General features: G+C 52.4%; 14 protein-coding genes. 8 read left to right on the top strand and 6 right to left on the bottom strand.

The window, feature by feature from the left end:
- Nucleotides 1-199 precede the first annotated feature (199 nt).
- The gene (gene clpA, locus OGY68_RS22655; RefSeq protein WP_286617520.1) at nucleotides 200-2,476 is read right to left on the bottom strand and encodes an ATP-dependent Clp protease ATP-binding subunit ClpA; all 2,277 of its coding nucleotides are present in this window, start codon (nucleotides 2,474-2,476) and stop codon (nucleotides 200-202) included.
- Between the two features lie 30 nt (nucleotides 2,477-2,506).
- Entirely contained in the window at nucleotides 2,507-2,827 is a 321-nt protein-coding gene (clpS, locus tag OGY68_RS22650) for an ATP-dependent Clp protease adapter ClpS (protein ID WP_003036810.1), read from the bottom strand.
- A gap of 323 nt (nucleotides 2,828-3,150) precedes the next feature.
- Here clpS and cspD point away from each other — a divergent pair, with 323 nt between their 5' ends.
- Nucleotides 3,151-3,375 carry a cold shock-like protein CspD gene (gene cspD, locus OGY68_RS22645; RefSeq protein ID WP_003036813.1) on the top strand — a complete coding sequence of 75 codons (225 nt, stop codon included), beginning with the start codon at nucleotides 3,151-3,153 and terminating at the stop codon, nucleotides 3,373-3,375.
- A 74-nt stretch (nucleotides 3,376-3,449) separates the two neighbouring features.
- On the opposite strand, the gene macB is transcribed toward cspD, so the two are convergent.
- Both macB and macA read right to left on the bottom strand, forming a co-directional pair.
- On the bottom strand, nucleotides 3,450-5,396 hold the full coding sequence (macB, locus tag OGY68_RS22640) for a macrolide ABC transporter ATP-binding protein/permease MacB (RefSeq protein WP_048215946.1): 1,947 nt from the start codon (nucleotides 5,394-5,396) through the stop codon (nucleotides 3,450-3,452).
- Nucleotides 5,393-6,508, bottom strand: coding sequence for a macrolide transporter subunit MacA (gene macA, locus OGY68_RS22635; protein ID WP_057067268.1), 1,116 nt, complete (start codon nucleotides 6,506-6,508; stop codon nucleotides 5,393-5,395). The genes macB and macA overlap by 4 nt, the downstream gene beginning before the upstream one ends.
- Nucleotides 6,509-6,667: 159 nt before the next feature.
- Here macA and OGY68_RS22630 point away from each other — a divergent pair, with 159 nt between their 5' ends.
- Nucleotides 6,668-7,618 (top strand): VirK/YbjX family protein, encoded by a 951-nt coding sequence (locus OGY68_RS22630; RefSeq protein WP_032943951.1) that lies wholly within the window; start codon nucleotides 6,668-6,670, stop codon nucleotides 7,616-7,618.
- Here the strand turns inward: OGY68_RS22630 and OGY68_RS22625 are convergent.
- Nucleotides 7,615-9,273, bottom strand: a complete 1,659-nt coding sequence (locus OGY68_RS22625; protein WP_003834292.1) for an ATP-dependent endonuclease — start codon at nucleotides 9,271-9,273, stop codon at nucleotides 7,615-7,617. The genes OGY68_RS22630 and OGY68_RS22625 overlap by 4 nt on opposite strands.
- A gap of 370 nt (nucleotides 9,274-9,643) precedes the next feature.
- Between OGY68_RS22625 and aqpZ the strand changes: the two genes are divergently transcribed.
- The 5 genes from aqpZ (at nucleotide 9,644) to OGY68_RS22600 (ending at nucleotide 16,087) form a co-directional block, all read left to right on the top strand.
- Entirely contained in the window at nucleotides 9,644-10,339 is a 696-nt protein-coding gene (aqpZ, locus tag OGY68_RS22620) for an aquaporin Z (RefSeq protein WP_003840208.1), read from the top strand.
- 268 nt (nucleotides 10,340-10,607) lie between these two features.
- Nucleotides 10,608-11,507 carry a LysO family transporter gene (locus OGY68_RS22615; RefSeq protein ID WP_149617970.1) on the top strand — a complete coding sequence of 300 codons (900 nt, stop codon included), beginning with the start codon at nucleotides 10,608-10,610 and terminating at the stop codon, nucleotides 11,505-11,507.
- A gap of 155 nt (nucleotides 11,508-11,662) precedes the next feature.
- Nucleotides 11,663-13,315, top strand: a complete 1,653-nt coding sequence (gene hcp, locus OGY68_RS22610) for a hydroxylamine reductase (protein ID WP_008785224.1) — start codon at nucleotides 11,663-11,665, stop codon at nucleotides 13,313-13,315.
- A gap of 10 nt (nucleotides 13,316-13,325) precedes the next feature.
- Nucleotides 13,326-14,294 (top strand): NADH oxidoreductase, encoded by a 969-nt coding sequence (hcr, locus tag OGY68_RS22605; RefSeq protein ID WP_057067271.1) that lies wholly within the window; start codon nucleotides 13,326-13,328, stop codon nucleotides 14,292-14,294.
- A gap of 179 nt (nucleotides 14,295-14,473) precedes the next feature.
- The gene (locus OGY68_RS22600) at nucleotides 14,474-16,087 is read left to right on the top strand and encodes an FAD-NAD(P)-binding protein (RefSeq protein ID WP_057067273.1); all 1,614 of its coding nucleotides are present in this window, start codon (nucleotides 14,474-14,476) and stop codon (nucleotides 16,085-16,087) included.
- A gap of 74 nt (nucleotides 16,088-16,161) precedes the next feature.
- Here OGY68_RS22600 and OGY68_RS22595 read toward each other — a convergent pair whose 3' ends face one another.
- Nucleotides 16,162-16,596, bottom strand: coding sequence for a DoxX family protein (locus OGY68_RS22595; RefSeq protein WP_003834302.1), 435 nt, complete (start codon nucleotides 16,594-16,596; stop codon nucleotides 16,162-16,164).
- Nucleotides 16,597-16,749: 153 nt separating this feature from the next.
- Between OGY68_RS22595 and poxB the strand changes: the two genes are divergently transcribed.
- Complete coding sequence (gene poxB / locus OGY68_RS22590; protein WP_057067274.1) at nucleotides 16,750-18,468, top strand: ubiquinone-dependent pyruvate dehydrogenase; 1,719 nt, start codon at nucleotides 16,750-16,752, stop codon at nucleotides 18,466-18,468.
- Nucleotides 18,469-18,602 lie beyond the last annotated feature (134 nt).

Raw genomic sequence — 18,602 nt, 5'->3', positions numbered from 1 at the left:
AGGGTATTATCCCCTCCGCTGAAAAACATAACCCATAAATGCTAGCTGTACCAGGAACCACCTCCTTAGCCTGCGTAATCTCCCTTACGCAGGCTTATTTTTTGCCTGCCGTTTAAACTCCCTGAATATCCCAATTCAAATCACTTTTATCAGGCGAAAAAAACCGGGCATTGCGCCCGGCTGATTAGGTGATTAAAGATTAATGTGCTGCTTCTGGCTTGTGCTTTTGTGCACTCTGGAAACCATAGGTCAGCTCATTTTTCTCTTTATCCAGCGCAACGGTCACCTGGCCACCATCCACCAGCGAACCGAACAGCAGTTCGTTAGCCAATGGTTTTTTCAGGTTATCCTGGACCACACGCGTCATTGGACGTGCGCCCATTGCGCGGTCATAGCCTTTCTCTGCCAGCCAGTCACGTGCTTCCTGACTCACTTCCAGAGAGACACCTTTCTGATCCAGCTGAACCTGAAGCTCGACGATAAACTTATCAACAACCTGATGAATCACCTCGGTAGAGAGATGATCGAACCAGATAATGTTGTCGAGACGGTTACGGAATTCCGGCGTAAACACTTTTTTGATTTCGCCCATTGCATCAGTACTGTTGTCCTGATGAATCAACCCAATCGATTTACGCTCAGTTTCACGTACACCGGCGTTGGTGGTCATGACCAGCACCACGTTGCGGAAATCCGCTTTACGCCCGTTATTGTCGGTCAGCATGCCGTTATCCATCACTTGCAGCAGCAGGTTAAAGACATCCGGGTGCGCTTTTTCGATTTCATCCAGCAGCAGCACCGCATGCGGATGCTTAATAACAGCATCGGTCAGCAAACCGCCCTGGTCGAAACCGACATACCCCGGAGGCGCACCAATCAGGCGGCTGACGGTGTGGCGTTCCATATATTCGGACATATCAAAACGCAGCAGTTCAATGCCGAGTGCTTTGGACAACTGCACCGTGACTTCGGTCTTACCGACGCCAGTTGGTCCGGCAAACAGGAACGAACCGACCGGTTTATGTTCGTGTCCCAGACCGGCACGGCTCATTTTGATCGCTTCAGTCAGCGCCTCAATGGCTTTATCCTGTCCGAATACCAGCATTTTCAGACGGTTGCCCAGGTTTTTCAGCGTGTCGCGATCGCTCTGCGAAACGCTCTTCTCCGGGATCCGCGCAATGCGGGCCACAACGGACTCGATATCCGCCACGTTGACGGTTTTCTTGCGCTTGCTGACCGGCATCAGACGTGCACGCGCGCCCGCCTCATCAATCACGTCAATCGCTTTATCCGGCAGATGACGATCGTTAATATATTTCACCGCCAGTTCGACCGCTGCACGCACCGCTTTGGCGGTATAGCGGACGTCATGGTGCGCTTCGTATTTCGGCTTCAGACCGTTGATTATCTGCACGGTCTCTTCTACCGATGGCTCAGTGACATCGATTTTCTGGAAACGGCGCGCTAACGCACGATCTTTTTCAAAGATATTGCTGAATTCCTGATAGGTTGTGGACCCTATCACACGGATCTTACCGCTGGAGAGCAGCGGCTTGATCAGGTTAGCCGCATCCACCTGGCCGCCCGATGCCGCACCCGCACCGATAATGGTGTGGATCTCATCGATAAACAGAATGCTGTTAGTATCCTGTTCCAGCTGTTTCAGCAGCGCCTTAAAGCGTTTCTCAAAATCACCGCGATATTTGGTGCCAGCCAACAGCGAGCCGATATCCAGGGAGTAAAGGGTGCAATCAGCCATGATTTCAGGCACATCACCCTGGACGATACGCCAGGCGAGGCCTTCAGCAATGGCGGTTTTACCGACACCAGACTCTCCCACCAGCAACGGGTTATTTTTTCTGCGACGGCACAGTACCTGAATGGCGCGCTCCAGCTCTTTGTCCCGGCCAATGAGCGGATCAATTCCGCCCACTCGGGCAAGCTGGTTAAGGTTAGTCGTGAAGTTTTCCATACGGTCCTCCCCGCCAGCTTGCTCTTCGTTATTTGGCTGATTCCCAGAGTCAGAAGACTGACTGGGTTCGTCTTTGCGCGTGCCATGAGAAATAAAATTCACCACATCAAGGCGGCTCACTTCATGCTTACGCAGCAGATAAGCCGCCTGAGATTCCTGCTCGCTGAAGATAGCGACCAGCACATTTGCGCCGGTAACTTCATTACGCCCGGAGGACTGAACATGAAAGACCGCACGTTGCAGTACGCGCTGAAAACTCAACGTTGGCTGCGTGTCGCGTTCTTCCTCACTGGCAGGCAATACAGGTGTGGTCTGTTCAATGAAGGCTTCGAGTTCCTGACGGAGCGCCACCAGATCCACAGAACACGCTTCCAGCGCTTCGCGGGCCGATGGGTTACTGAGCAACGCCAGTAACAAGTGCTCGACGGTCATAAACTCATGTCGGTGCTCGCGCGCTCTGGCGAAAGCCATGTTTAAACTGAGTTCCAGTTCTTGATTGAGCATAGGCACCTCCCCCAATGTTTATGCCTGCATTCAGGCTTTTTCCAGCGTACACAGCAACGGATGCTCGTTCTCCCTCGCATATTTGTTCACCATCGCTACTTTGGTTTCAGCCACTTCGGCAGTGAACACACCGCAGATAGCTTTGCCTTGATAGTGAACTGCAAGCATCAGTTGCGTTGCACGTTCTACATCATAAGAAAAGAATTTTTGTAACACGTCAATAACAAACTCCATCGGAGTGTAATCATCATTGACTAATATCACTTTATACATAGATGGCGGTTTTAGCGCGTCGCGCAATTTGTCTTCCGCCAGCAGATCGAAATCCAGCCAGTCGTTCGTCTTACCCATTGTCAGTCGTCATCTTCAGTTACGGTTTCCGGCAGAAAATCTTGCCGCTGACAAGCAGCCTATGCGCACAATCAATCTACCTCAAGTATTAGATAACTATCATCTATTAGTGCCATCCGCGACATCTGTCACATAACCGACAATAGCGTTAACTGCTTCAAATTTTGATGCATTTTTACCCTATTCCGTCTGCATGGCGCTTGACGCCCCGCCTGATTTCTCTAAATTGTAGTCTCGAGAGTTGGCGAGGTTTTGAACAGCCCCCACTCCGCCACCGGTTCATTCCATCTTACTTATATAAGATTTACGAAGGATGTCGAAGTATGGAAACGGGTACTGTTAAGTGGTTCAACAACGCCAAAGGGTTTGGTTTCATTTGCCCCGAAGGCGGCGGCGAAGATATTTTCGCCCATTACTCCACCATTCAGATGGATGGTTACAGAACGCTAAAAGCCGGACAGTCTGTCCAGTTTGATGTCCACCAGGGGCCAAAAGGCAATCATGCCAGTGTCATCGTGCCTGTCATTGAAGCAGAAGCTGTCGCATAGCTCTTCTGTCTCATTGTGTACATCCCGCAGTCAAAATGCCAGCCCTTGCGGCTGGCATTTTTATCTCTGTGGCATTATTCCCGCGCCAGAGCATCTACCGGATCCAGACGTGCCGCATTCCGCGCCGGTAGCCAGCCAAACAACACCCCGGTTGCAGTCGAACACAGAAACGCCGTCAACAGCGCGACGGGTGAAAATCCAATTTCCCAGCCCGGCAGAAATAGCTGTAGCGTAAAAGCGATCAGCATCGACAGGCTAATGCCCAACGCGCCGCCAACCAGACACACCAACACTGCTTCAATTAAGAACTGTTGCAGCACGTCACTGGCGCGAGCGCCAACCGCCATACGAATGCCAATCTCACGCGTTCGTTCGGTTACTGAAACCAGCATAATATTCATCACGCCAATCCCACCGACCACCAGCGAAATCACCGCCACCAGCGTCAGGAAGAGTTGTAATGTACGTGTGGTCTTTTCGGCGGTTTTCAAGATGCCGTCCATATTCCAGGTGAAGAAATCCTTCTTGCCGTGGCGCAACGTCAACAGTCGGGTCAGTTGCTGTTCGGCCTGGGCACTGTCAAAACCATCCTTCACTCGCACGGTGATCGAGTTCAGCCACGACTGTCCCATAATGCGCCCGGACATAGTGCTATAAGGCAGCCAGACACGCAGGATCTTGCTACTGCCAAACATCGACTGTTTCTCTTCTGCAACACCAATCACCGTGGCAGGCATATTCCCCACCAGCACGACTTCGCCAACAACTTTCGCTTTATTGGGGAACAACTGACGACGGGTATTGCTGTCGAGCACCACCACCTGAGCGCGCCCCGCCAGTTGCTCGGCGTTAAAGGTGGTCCCTTCGCTAAATGTCATGCCATAGACGTTGAAATAGTCGCCGCTAACGCCATTAGCACTGGCAGCAACATCGATATTGCCATAGCGCAACCGCAGGTTCTTCGACACCGCAGGCGTTACTGAACTGACCCAGGGCTGCTTCTGTAGCGCCGTCAAATCGTCATACTTCAACGCCTGTTGATATTGCGGATCGTCGTCGCCGAAGTCTTTGCCAGGATAGATATCAATGGTGTTAGTACCAATAGCGCGAATATCTGCCAGTACCAGTTGTTTAGCCGCATCGCCTACCACCACGATCGACACCACCGAAGCAATACCGATGATGATCCCAAGCATGGTCAGTAGCGTACGCATCTTATTCGCGGCCATTGCCAGCCAGGCCATGGTAAGCGCTTCACGAAAACCGCTGACAAACTGGCTCCAGCCGGATGCCGTTTTCACCGTTGGCTCCGCAATATCGCGTCCGCCAGAGGGTTTCTGTGGCGGTGGATTGCGCACAATCTCACCGTCACGAATTTCAATGACCCGTTCGGCCTGCGCGGCGACCTGGCTGTCGTGAGTAACGATAATTACCGTATGCCCGCGATCGCGCAGCTGATGCAAAATCGCCATCACCTCTTCGCCGGAATGGCTATCCAGTGCGCCGGTGGGTTCGTCGGCAAGAATAACCTGCCCCCCGTTCATCAGCGCACGCGCGATACTGACCCGCTGCTGCTGACCACCGGAAAGCTGGGAAGGTTGATAGTCAACCCGGTCACCCAACCCCAGCCGCTGGAGTAATTCCTGCGCACGCGCCAGGCGCTGCTTACGTTCAGTGCCCGCGTAGACCGCCGGTACCTCAACGTTTTGTGCGGCGGTTAAATGCGACAGCAGGTGATAGCGCTGGAAGATAAAACCAAAATGCTCACGACGCAGTTGCGCTAGCGCATCGCTATCCAGCGTAGAGACATCGCGTCCGGCAACCCGATACGTACCGCTGGTTGGCTTATCCAGACAGCCGAGAATGTTCATCAGCGTCGATTTACCCGAACCCGACGCCCCGACAATCGCCACCATTTCCCCGGCCTGAATGCTCAAGGATACGTCCTTCAACACCTCAACCTGGCCTTCGCCTGACGGATAGCTGCGGCGGATATGGCTCAGTTCAAGCAATGCCGTCATTTTGCAGCTCCAGCGTTGCCCTCACCGGTAATGACTTCATCCCCCTCTTCCAGCCCTTTCACGATCTCCACATCGGTGTCATTACGCGCGCCGATAACCACTTCACGTTCGCGGGTTTCGCCGTTACGCAGCAGCCTGACGTTATAACGATTGTTGCCGATAGGATCGCCCAGCGCCGACAGCGGGATCGTCAGGACATTTTTGACTTCAGTGAGCTGGATATGGACCTGCGCGGTCATATCCAGACGCAGGATCCCTTTCGGGTTGGGAACTTCAAAGCGGGCATAGTAGAAAATCGCATCATTCACTTTTTCTGGCGTCGGAAGAACATCTTTGAGCTTACCTTCGTAACGCGTCTGCGGATCGCCCAGTACGGTAAACCAGGCCTTTTGCCCCGGATGCAGGTGAATTACATCAGCCTCAGAAACTTGCGCTTTCACCAGCATGGTGCTCATATCGGCCAGGGTCAGAATGTTAGGTGCCTGCTGGGCGGCAATAACGGTTTGCCCTTGCAGGGTAGTAATTTGTGTTACTTCGCCAGCCATTGGCGCAACGATGCGGGTGTAATCAAGGTTGGTTTTTGCCGTATCGAGAGAGGCCTGATTACGCTTAATTTGCGCGTCAATTGTGCCAATTTTCGCCTGTTTGACCGCCATTTCGGTGGCCGCCGTGTCGAGATCCTGCTGTGAAACGGCCTGAGTTTTCGCCAGCTGTTGTTGGCGGGAGAGAGTGACCCGCGCCAGCTTCCACTCAGCTTCGGCTTGTAAACGCTGGGCGCGCAATTCCATTAGCGTCGCTTCAACCTCTTTGATTTGGTTTTGCGCCTGTTCAGGATCGATAACACCGAGCAACTGATCTTTTTTCACTTTATCGCCAATCGCAACCGACAGCGTTTTTAACTGCCCGCTGACCTGCGCCCCGACGTCAACTTTACGCAGCGCATCCAGCTTACCGGTCGCCAGCACGCTTTGTTGCAGATCGCCAGGACGAACAATTAATGTTTGATACTGAGGTAAAGGTGCATTAAGCGTTCGCCAAAGTGCAATTACCGCCACAATAAGGATGACGGCGAACAGAAAATAGCGTTTTTTGATTTTTCCCTTGAGCTTCATAAATGTCCCAATTCCCCCAATACGCCCACCAAAGTGGAGTGCTAAACATCAACGTTAAATAAATCGCCGTTGAAAAGCGCAAGAATAACAGAGTTATTGATGAATGGTTAAGATCCGCTGTGCTGAAATTAGTACAAAGGTATCAATCGGATTTATATTATGAGCCAGCTAACTGAAAGCACTTTTCTTTCTTCAAAACCAGTCACAAGTTTTAGCCTCTTTTGTAGCCTGATGACCGGACATTGGCGCCCAGGACAATTTTGGCATCAGCGTAGCTTTCGTCGTAAGTTTTTGTTGCGCTCAGCGCTTATGCCGCGATTAACGCGTGAATGGATGACCGAGTTGGCGCAATGGCCTGACCTTGATAGCATACTTGCACGCCAGCCACGATTGCCGGTTCGTTTGCATCGCGCCTATCTCGCGAAAAACCTTGACCACAAAACGAAACTGGATGCCGTGCGTTATCACTACAATGCTATCCGCAGCTTTTTTTCAGCCACTGAATTTAAGGATTATTTAAGTGAAGATGGATTACAACTAGCACAAATTGAGGGAAAAAATAGCGAAGTATTTAGTGTAATAATGACTTCATTCATCATACTGGATAAAGAAGGTGAAAGCACCATTCTGGTACGCAATTGCGCTGGCGAGACTTTAGCGGAAATGACGTTTACGCTGTGCAATTATGAAGGGAACAGTACGTTGTTTATTGGCGGGTTACAGGGAGGAAGCCGATTACTGCCACATGAAGAAATTCAAAAAGCGACCAAATCATGCCATGGGATTTTCCCAAAACGTATTGTGATGGAAGCCATTTGCTGTTTTGCGGAACAATTAAATATCGAACAAATTCTGGCTGTAAGCAATGAACAGCATATTTTTCGTAGCCCGCGCTACGACGATAAAAACAAGGTAATTCTTTCCGACTACAACACTTTTTGGGAGTCGGTTGGCGGTGAGTGCGACAGCAACGGGTACTATCATATTCCACGCACGCTGGCGCGAAAAAGCGAGGCGGATATTGCCAGCAAAAAACGCGCAGAATACCGCCGCCGCTATCAGCTACTGGACAGCATCCATTCGCAGCTGTCGTCGATGTTTCGCCACTAATCCGCTCTGCCGCGTGCCAGCCACAGCACGCGGGAAAACATTTTTCGCAGCAGCGTTGGCACCGCATCAACGCCCCGCCGCCCGGCTTCCATCGCCACCTCAATGGCCAAATCCGGTTTTGACGAACGATGTATCGCCTTGGAGATAATTTTGCGCATATTCATAGGCACATTCTCAGGGATTTGCGCCACCCGGTGAAAGACGTCAGCAAACCCCTGGCGATACATAAAGTGTTCCATATCCAGCGCGGGGAGCATGGTCAAATGCTCACGCTCTTCCTCTCTGTCGTCATTCAATAAGCTACGTACCGTGGCCGCGTACTTTTTCCCGGCTTCATCGCCATCGACCAGCACATGCCACTCTATCCCCATCCGGCGGGCGAATTTAACCAGCGGCTTAAGACCGGACTGGGCAAATTCAATGACTTTAATCCCTTCTGCATCAAAGTGGTGTCCGCACTGGCGGGCCAGTTCGTTAATAACCCATGTTTCCGTTTCACCTTCCACCAGCAGCCAGCAGCGGGCAAACAACGATGACGCACGATTAAAACGAATATGAAATGCGATTCGCCGACCATCTTCTGCACTGATCCCACCCGGCCCCAGCCGCCAGGCAGCGACGCGGGATGATTCACGTACCAGACGAACAACATGCTCAACAGGCGTAAGGGACAGCAGCTCACCGGAGTTGGTGGTCGCCACTCGCTGCAGAGGCAGTAAATTCAACAAGTGCCAGGCCACCGACAGCATGATGGGATGTAAACGCGTTTCCGGATCTTCCACCAGCAGTAAAGGTCGGGCGTCTTTGTCCAGCCTTAGCGTGCCTTTGGCCTGCAACAAGGTCGAAAACAGGCCCAACAGAATAACCCGGTGCGTACGTCCGCCGGGTTTATCAATCATGCGGTTAATAATGTCCAGATAGCGCCAGCTCCGTTGTTCGTTATTGGAGCGACGGCGCATCAGACGGTAGCGGGACTGGCCAGCCCCCTGCTCGGAAAAATAGTGCTCCAACAACTGAACCATGGCCGATAACCCCTGGCGGATCTGCCCGTCGGTCAGGTTTTGCGGCCGGGTAGCCAGCTCACGCGCCAGAAAATCCAGTTGGCGGGCGGTGACTTCGACATCCGCCGAGTCCGGCACGGTACCGTTGCGGATCCGTCGCATGAATCGCGCGTCGCGCAGACGCAGTACCGGCATCAGACGCACAAGGTGGCGCGCCTGATCGTTAATGTCATCGAGAGGTAATGGATGGCCGTCGCCATCAAGAAAACTGCGTAAGGTCAGAACGCTACCGTCATCCGCACACTCGCCTTCCAGGCGATAAAAAATGCGGTGATAGCCATCCTGGCAAGGCGTCCAACTGGCTTCCAGAGGACGATAGCGACGCACCCGGTGACGACCCGGCTGGGATTCACGAAACGTCAGGATAATGTGCAGGTGGTGTTCCCTGCCCTGTATATCACCCGGCGGGAACCAGAAATCCTCGCGGACAAAATGATACAAGTCTGACTCCGGCGACAGCAGCAGGGTTAAAGCATCCAGCAGACTGGATTTACCCCACGCGTTCTCCCCAATCAGCACGTTGCTCTGCTCCAGCATCAACGACAGACGGTTAATACCGCGAAATCCAACAATCTCAACGCGTTCGAGAATCATATAGCCTCCGGAAATGCTAACTTTTTCCTTCAAGTTATCAGGAGTATAACGGCAAGCGGGCGCTCAGGACACCCGATATCAACCTGGCGTGAATCGCAAAAGCAAAAAAATAAGAATATTCTTCTTATGTTTTCTCCTGAATATAATTTCAGAACTTAATCATCGTCCTTTCGCTAATTGAACTATGCTTCATTCACCCAAGATTCAAAAAGGAATCGCAACATATTGCCTTAAATCAAATTTTTTCATCAATTTAACTGGCGAAGGGATGATATTTTTTTCTAAAATACCCGCTCTTTCATCATCGTCCCTTTTAGCGATGAATTACCGGGCAAGGAACACGAACCCGGAACTTTTAATTGAGGTGGTTATGTTCAGGAAATTAGCAGCTGAATTCTTCGGTACGTTTTGGCTCGTTTTTGGTGGGTGCGGTAGTGCAGTGCTGGCAGCCGCATTCCCGGAATTGGGAATTGGATTTGCCGGTGTCGCGCTGGCATTCGGCCTGACAGTATTAACCATGGCATTCGCTGTGGGTCATATTTCAGGTGGGCATTTTAACCCGGCGGTAACCTTCGGTTTATGGGCTGGCGGTCGTTTCCCGGCAAAAGATGTTATTGGTTACGTTATTGCTCAGGTTGTGGGCGGTATTGTTGCAGCTGCGGCACTGTATCTTATTGCCAGCGGTAAAGCAGGTTTTGATGCAACGGCCAGTGGTTTTGCTTCGAACGGCTTTGGTGAACATTCACCAGGCGGTTATTCCATGCTTTCTGCCGTCGTCATTGAAATTATTCTGACCGCAGGTTTCTTATTAGTGATCCACGGCGCGACCGATAAACATGCTCCGGCAGGTTTTGCACCTATCGCAATTGGTCTGGCGTTAACACTGATTCACTTGATCAGTATTCCGGTCACCAACACCTCCGTAAACCCGGCACGTAGTACCGCAGTAGCCATTTTCCAGGGCGGCTGGGCATTGCAACAATTGTGGTTCTTCTGGGTCATGCCGATTATCGGTGGGGTTCTCGGCGGTCTTATTTACCGCACCCTGCTCGAAAAACGCGATTAATCGCTAACAAAAAGGCCTGGCGAAAGTCAGGTCTTTTTTTTCCTCTCTATATTTCCTTTTATTTGCAACTTTACTCCCCTCTTTGCATTGAGTAGTGTGTATACCCGTTATACTTCAAGTTGCAGATGTGTTGACTGCGCTCACTCCCCCCAGTCACGTACTTATGTACGCTCCCGGGGATTCACTCCCTTGCCGCCTTCCTGCAACTTGAATTATTTAGGTTATAGTGACGCATTTCGTCTTACTTCTCAGCAAGGATCTGATTTTCATGTTTTCAGGGCTGTTAATCATTCTGGTTCCCCTTATTGTGGGCTACCTTATTCCGCTCCGGCACAGGGCTGCATTACAACTTATCAATCGCCTGTTAAGCTGGATCGTCTACCTTATTCTCTTTTTTATGGGTATTAGCCTGGCGTTTCTGGATAATCTCGCCAGCAACCTGTTAGCCATTCTTCATTATTCTGCGGTCAGCGTGACGGTCATTATACTGTGTAATATTGCGGCGCTGTTCTGGCTGGAGCGTTCGCTGCCCTGGAGACACAACCACAAGCAAGAAAAGCTCCCCTCGCGAATTACAATGGCGCTTGAGTCGCTTCAGCTTTGCGGCGTCGTCGTCATCGGTTTCCTGCTCGGCCTCACTGGGCTTCCCATTCTGCAGCATGCCACCGAAGCCAGCGAATATACGTTAATCTTTTTACTGTTCCTGGTGGGGATTCAACTGCGCAATAGCGGCATGACCTTAAAGCAAATTGTGCTGAACCGTCGGGGGATGATCGTGGCCGTCGTCGTCGTTGTCAGTTCGATGCTGGCGGGGGTTATCAATGCCTTGATCCTCGGTCTACCGCTGAAAACCGCGCTGGCGATGGCATCAGGTTTTGGCTGGTATTCCCTGTCCGGTATTCTGTTAACCGAATCGTTCGGGCCCGTAATTGGTAGTGCCGCCTTCTTTAACGACCTGGCCCGTGAGCTGATCGCCATTATGTTGATTCCAGGAATGGTGGGCCGCAGCCGCTCTACCGCGCTGGGATTATGCGGCGCGACATCAATGGATTTTACCCTGCCCGTTTTACAACGCAGCGGCGGTCTGGAAATGGTCCCGGCAGCCATCGTCCACGGCTTCATTCTGAGTCTGTTAGTACCTCTGCTGATGGCGTTTTTCTCCGCCTGACGCCGGGACAAATACCTCTCTGGCGGTAGTCAGCTACCGCCAAAATTGCGCTAAATCAATCTCCCTGCAAGTAGTAGCAGAAATCCCTTTTATCCCTTCGCGCACAGGCATAACCTTAAACATGTATATTAAATATAACTTTAAAAGGTGTGACCATGTTTTGTGTGCAATGTGAACAAACCATCCGTACTCCGGCAGGAAACGGCTGCTCTTACGCGCAGGGTATGTGCGGTAAAACGGCTGAAACCTCCGATTTGCAGGATCTGCTGATTGCTTCCCTACAAGGTCTGTCTGCATGGGCTGTTAAAGCACGTGAATACGGCATCATCGACCATGAGGTTGATAACTTTGCTCCGCGTGCATTCTTCTCCACGCTGACTAACGTTAACTTCGATTCCCCACGTATTGTTGGCTATGCCCGTGAAGCTATCGCCATGCGCGATGCCCTGAAAGCGCAATGCCTGAACATCGACGCGAACGCAGCGGTCACCAACCCGATGGCCGATCTGCAACTGGTCAGCGACGATCTGGGCGACCTGCAACGTCAGGCCGCTGAATTTACCCCGAACAAAGACAAAGCAGCCATTGGCGAGAACATTCTCGGCCTGCGTCTGCTGTGTCTATACGGCCTGAAAGGTGCGGCAGCTTACATGGAGCACGCGCACGTTCTCGGTCAGTACGACAACGAAATCTACGCTCAGTACCACAAAATCATGGCATGGCTGGGTACCTGGCCTGCCGATATGAACGCTCTGCTGGAGTGTTCAATGGAAATCGGCCAGATGAACTTCAAAGTGATGAGCATTCTGGACGCCGGTGAAACCACCAAATACGGCCACCCGACCCCGACTCAGGTCAACGTAAAAGCAACCGAAGGTAAGTGCATCCTGATCTCCGGTCACGACCTGAAAGATCTGTACAACCTGCTGGAGCAGACCGAAGGTACCGGTGTTAACGTTTATACCCACGGTGAAATGCTGCCGGCGCACGGCTACCCGGAACTGCGTAAGTTCAAGCACCTGATCGGCAACTACGGCAGCGGCTGGCAGAACCAGCAGGTAGAGTTTGCCCGCTTCCCAGGTCCGATCGTCATGACCTCTAACTGCATCATCGACCCGACCGTTGGCGCGTACGACGACCGTATCTGGACCCGTAGCATCGTCGGTTGGCCGGGTGTGAGCCACCTCGAAGGCGACAACTTCGGTCCGGTTATCGCTCAGGCACAGCAGATGGCTGGCTTCCCGTACAGCGAAATCCCGCACCTGATCACCGTAGGTTTCGGTCGTCAGACCCTGCTGGGCGCTGCTGATACCCTGATCGACCTGGTGAGCCGCGAAAAACTGCGTCACATCTTCCTGGTTGGCGGTTGTGATGGTGCACGTGGTGAACGTAACTACTTCACCGACTTCGCCACCAGCGTGCCGGATGACTGCCTGATCCTGACCCTTGCTTGCGGTAAATACCGCTTCAACAAACTGGAGTTCGGCGATATCGAAGGCCTGCCGCGTCTGGTGGATGCTGGTCAGTGTAACGATGCTTACTCTGCCATCATCCTGGCGGTAACCCTGGCTGAGAAACTGGGCTGTGGCGTGAACGATCTGCCGCTGTCTCTGGTGCTCTCCTGGTTCGAACAGAAAGCGATTGTTATTCTGCTGACCCTGCTGTCTCTGGGCGTGAAAAACATCGTCACTGGCCCGACTGCACCTGGTTTCTTTACACCGGATCTGCTGGCAGTTCTCAACGAGAAATTTGGTCTGCGTTCCGTGACCACCGTTGAAGAAGACATGAAGCAACTGCTGAGCGCGTAAGGAGTAAAGAATGACAATGCCAACTCATCAGTGCCCATGGCGGATGCAGGTTCACCACATCCATCAGGAAACGCCGGATGTATGGACAGTTTCGTTGCTATGCCACGATTATTATCCTTACCGCGCCGGGCAGTATGCACTGGTCAGCGTACGTAATTCAGCGGATACGCTGCGTGCTTACACCATTTCTTCAACGCCGGGCGTTAGCGAGTACATCACGTTGACCATCCGCCGGATTGACGATGGCGCAGGTTCACAGTGGCTAACCCGCGACGTGAAGCGCGGCGACTATATCTGGCTGTCGGATGCAATGGGTGAGTTCACCTGTGAAGATAAAGCGGAAGACAAGTTCCTGATGCTGGCCGCCGGCTGCGGCGTTACGCCAATCATGTCAATGCGTCGCTGGTTGGCAAAGTACCGCCCACAGGCTGATGTGCAGGTGATCTTCAACGTACGTTCTCCGCAAGATGTTATTTTTGCCGAAGAATGGCGGGAATATCCGGTGACACTAGTTGCTGAAAACAATGCCACTGAAGGTTTTGTTTCCGGCCGACTGACGACCGAACTGCTGAAAAGCGTACCGGATCTGACCTCGCGTACCGTGATGACCTGTGGCCCGGCACCGTATATGGATCTGGTCGAGAAAGAAGTCAAAGCGCTGGGTGTGACGCGCTTCTTTAAAGAGCAGTTCTTCACACCTGTTGCCGAAGCCGCCACCAGTGGCCTGAAGTTTACCAAGCTACAGCCGGCGAAAGAGTTCTACGCGCCGGTGGGCAGTACGCTGCTGGAAGCGCTGGAAAGCAACAAGGTTCCGGTTGTCGCCGCATGCCGTGCAGGTGTTTGCGGCTGCTGCAAAACCAAAGTGGTTGACGGTAACTACACGGTCAGCAGCACCATGACGCTGACCGACGCAGAAATCGCTGAAGGTTATGTGCTGGCTTGTTCCTGTCATCCGCTGGGTGATTTAGTGCTGGCGTAATTGGCCGGTATCTGATGTGCAAAAGGCCGCCTGGCTGTACCGGGTGGCCTTTTTTTATGCTGTCAGGCGTTGCAAAATTCTGATGTTTTCACTCTCCCCGCAAATTATCGACCACACTTACCCTGCGCAGATTAAACATAATCCCTGACTACCACGTCGAACTTTCTACAAGGATCCCCATGAAAAAAGTGGCCATTGTCGGCGTCGGTCCCACCGGGATTTATACGTTTCATGCCCTGGTTGAGCGCGGTGAACCGCTGGAAATAGAGCTTTACGAGCAAGCTGAAGAGGCGGGCGTCGGCATGCCTTACAATAGCGACAACAACGCAGACCACATGCTGGCAAATATAGCCAGCATTGAGATCCCGCCGATCTATATCAGTTATCTGACGTGGCTTCAGAATCAAAGTGATGACTATCTGGCCCAGTTTCAGATTGAACGCGCGTCTTTGCATGAGCGGCAATTTTTGCCCCGCGTGATCCTCGGCGACTATTATCGCGATCGTTTTTTAGCCATTGTCGAGAAAGCGCAACAAGCCGGTTTCACGATTCGCGTACATGAATCAAGCGAAGTCACCGACCTGCGAGCAGACCCGAATGGGGTTTCTTTGTGGATCAACCACGCGTCACAGCCCGTTGAGGTGGATTTCGCCGCTATCGCCACTGGTCATCTGTGGCCTGAAACGGATGCTCAGGAACGCAAATTTTTCCCCAGTCCGTGGACCGGTCTGATGGACGCGCAGATTGGTGCTTGCCGGGTAGGGATTCTGGGCACCTCGTTAAGTGCTATCGACGCCGCGATGGCTGTGGCCAGTCAGCATGGCACCTTCACTACCAATACCGACCATTCACTGCAATTCACACCTAAATCCGACAGTCAAAACCTGAAACTAACCCTGATGTCGCGCAGCGGGGTACTGCCTGAGGCGGATTTTTACTGCCCCCTTCCGTATGAATCGCTGAATATCGCGACGCCAGAAGCGATTGAAGATGCCATTGCCCATGGCCAAAACGGATTACTGGACCGCATCTTTCAGCTTATGGTGCAACAACTGCAAGACGCGGCGCCAGGCTGGTGCCAACAGGTGGCGCTTGCGACGCTTAACGCCGACACGTTCCCCGAGGCCTATTTCGCCGACAGGCTCAGGCATGACCCTTTTGACTGGGCGAGACGTAACCTGGTAGAAGTTGAGCGCAACAAGCAAAAACAACATACCGTCGCCTGGCGCTATACCTTGCTGCGCCTGCACGAGGTTATCGAGGAGATAGTCCCTCATCTTGATACCCGCGACGAAAAACGTTTCAGGTGCGGACTGGCGCGGGTATTTATTGATAACTATGCGGCAATCCCGTCAGAGTCAGTTCGCCGACTGCTGGCGCTGCACGAAGCCGGGCTGATTGAGATCCTCGCGCTTGGCACAGATTATGAGCGTATGAATGAACAGGAAATGACGGTAATTTCCCACCACGGTCAGCGCAGCGAATTTGATGTGTTTATTGACGCCCGAGGACAACGGGCATTGCAGAGCAAAGATATCCCGTTCCCAACGCTACGCGATCAACTGCTGGCCTGTGGCGATGAGATCCCGGATATCGGCGAAGATTACACGCTGCAAGCGCCGGAAAACGCCCGCAATCGCATCGCTTTTGGCGGGCTGCCGTGGTTAATGCACGATCGTCCGTTTATTCAGGGACTGGTGGTCAGTGCTGAAATAGGCGCCGCGATGGCAAGGGCATTGACGCAGCGAGCGCTGAGACGTCGGCACAAACTATGGAACAGTGACGACATATAGATTAGCGACAAATTGAACGACGAGGCGGAGCAATGCTACGCTTTCCCGCCTCGGTATAGACTCTCAGATGGTAACTATCGCCAGGCTGAATTCCCGGCAACGGAGTAACGCCCCGCCCCCAAAAACGCCACGGCCAGCGCGCCGATAAAGAAATAAACCAGACTTTCAATCGCCCATGCACCGGTTTTATCCAGTGTCCAGGTTTCCCCCATCCCGACCATCAGCCATGCCACAACCATCGTAAACGCCAGCCCCAACGCCGCCGGACGCGTCAGGATGCCAAGAATAATCAGGCACGGTGCCACGACCTCTCCCAACAGAACGCCATACGCAATAAAGCCTGGGAAACCTTTCGCTATCAACATACCGCTGATGCCATCAATACCCGCAAAGAGTTTATGCAGCCCATGAAACAGCATCAGCCCACCGACGGCAAAGCGTAACAATAACTTGCCAAAATCTTCGTGAGTCAGTACTCGGTTAACTGAATTTAATAGTTTTATAACCATTTGAATTTATTCCTTGTTTCACCATGTCCAATAACAAACTACGCTTAATACAGGTTAAATGAAACCTGCCGGAAATAAGGGGGAAATGAGAAGCATAACTATTATCTTCATCTAAACTTGTAACCGGTATCACATTAGAGGAGAAGGAAAACCATGAAACAAACGGTTGCCGCTTTTATTGCTAAAACACTCGAACAGGCTGGCGTAAAACGCATTTGGGGTGTAACGGGTGACTCGCTAAATGGTCTGAGTGACAGTCTGAATCGTATGGGAACAATTGACTGGATGCCAACCCGTCATGAAGAGGTTGCAGCCTTCGCTGCGGGCGCTGAAGCGCAGTTGACGGGCGAACTGGCCGTCTGCGCAGGCTCGTGCGGGCCAGGCAACCTGCACCTGATCAACGGGCTGTTTGATTGTCACCGTAACCACGTCCCGGTACTGGCAATCGCCGCGCATATTCCCTCCAGTGAAATAGGCAGCGGTTATTTTCAGGAGACCCACCCGCAAGAGTTGTTCCGCGAATGTAGCCACTATTGCGAGCTGGTTTCCAGCCCAGAACAAATCCCACAGGTGCTGGCAATTGCCATGCGTAAGGCGGTGCTCAACCGTGGCGTTTCCGTGGTGGTTTTACCCGGTGACGTGGCGCTAAAACCTGCACCTGAAAGCGCCACCACGCACTGGTATCATGCGCCGCTCCCGGTGGTGACTCCACAAGAAGAAGAGCTGAGAAAACTGGCGCAACTGCTGCGCTACTCCAGCAATATCGCCCTGATGTGCGGTAGTGGCTGCGCCGTTGCGCATAAAGAACTGGTTGAGTTTGCGGCTAAAATCAAAGCGCCGATTGTTCACGCCCTGCGTGGTAAAGAGCATGTTGAGTACGATAACCCCTATGATGTGGGTATGACCGGGCTGATTGGCTTTTCATCCGGCTTCCATACCATGATGAATGCCGACACGTTGATCCTGCTTGGCACCCAGTTCCCCTATCGCCCGTTCTACCCCACCGATGCCAAAATTATTCAGATTGATATCAATCCGGCGAGCATTGGCGCACACAGTAAAGTTGATATGGCGCTCGTAGGCGACATTAAATCCACTCTCCGTGCCCTACTGCCTCTGGTGGAAGAGAAAACCGAGCGGCAATTCCTGGACAAAGCGCTGGAGCACTATCGCGAGGCGCGCAAAGGGCTGGATGATTTAGCCAAACCCAGCGATAAAGCCATTCACCCGCAGTATCTAGCGCAACAGATCAGCCACTTTGCCGCTGACGATGCCATCTTTACCTGCGACGTTGGTACGCCAACGGTGTGGGCAGCACGCTATCTGAAAATGAACGGCAAACGTCGCCTGCTCGGATCGTTTAACCACGGGTCGATGGCGAATGCCATGCCGCAGGCACTCGGCGCACAAGCCACAGAACCAAGACGCCAGGTTGTGGCAATGTGCGGTGACGGCGGCTTTAGCATGCTGATGGGAGACTTTCTGTCGGTTGTCCAAATGAAGCTGCCGGTGAAGATTATTGTCTTCAACAACAGCGTACTGGGATTTGTGGCGATGGAGATGAAGGCTGGCGGTTATCTGACCGACGGCACTGAACTGCACGACACCAACTTCGCGCGGATTGCCGAAGCCTGTGGCATTACAGGCATTCGCGTGGAAAAATCCTCAGAGGTTGATGAAGCGCTACAAAGGGCGATGTCGATTGACGGCCCGGTGCTGGTCGATGTGGTCGTCGCGAAAGAAGAGCTGGCGATCCCGCCGCAGATCAAACTCGAACAGGCCAAAGGTTTTAGCCTGTATATGCTGCGTGCAATCATCAGTGGACGCGGTGATGAAGTGATCGAACTGGCGAAAACGAACTGGCTCAGGTAAAACATCCTTATTAAATCACACACAAAATCATTCATGATGCATCAAGGCGGCTAGCCCGAAAATCCCCAGTCACATAGGTATACTATGTGACTGGGGTTTAAGGGTGCGGCCAACGCCGAGGCAGCTTGAAGGAT

This window comes from Citrobacter sp. Cpo065 (assembly GCF_030332805.1).
GTDB classification, from domain to species: Bacteria; Pseudomonadota; Gammaproteobacteria; order Enterobacterales; family Enterobacteriaceae; genus Citrobacter; species Citrobacter portucalensis.
Note: the sequence above shows the minus strand (reverse complement) of the source record. Positions and strands in the feature narration are given on the sequence as shown.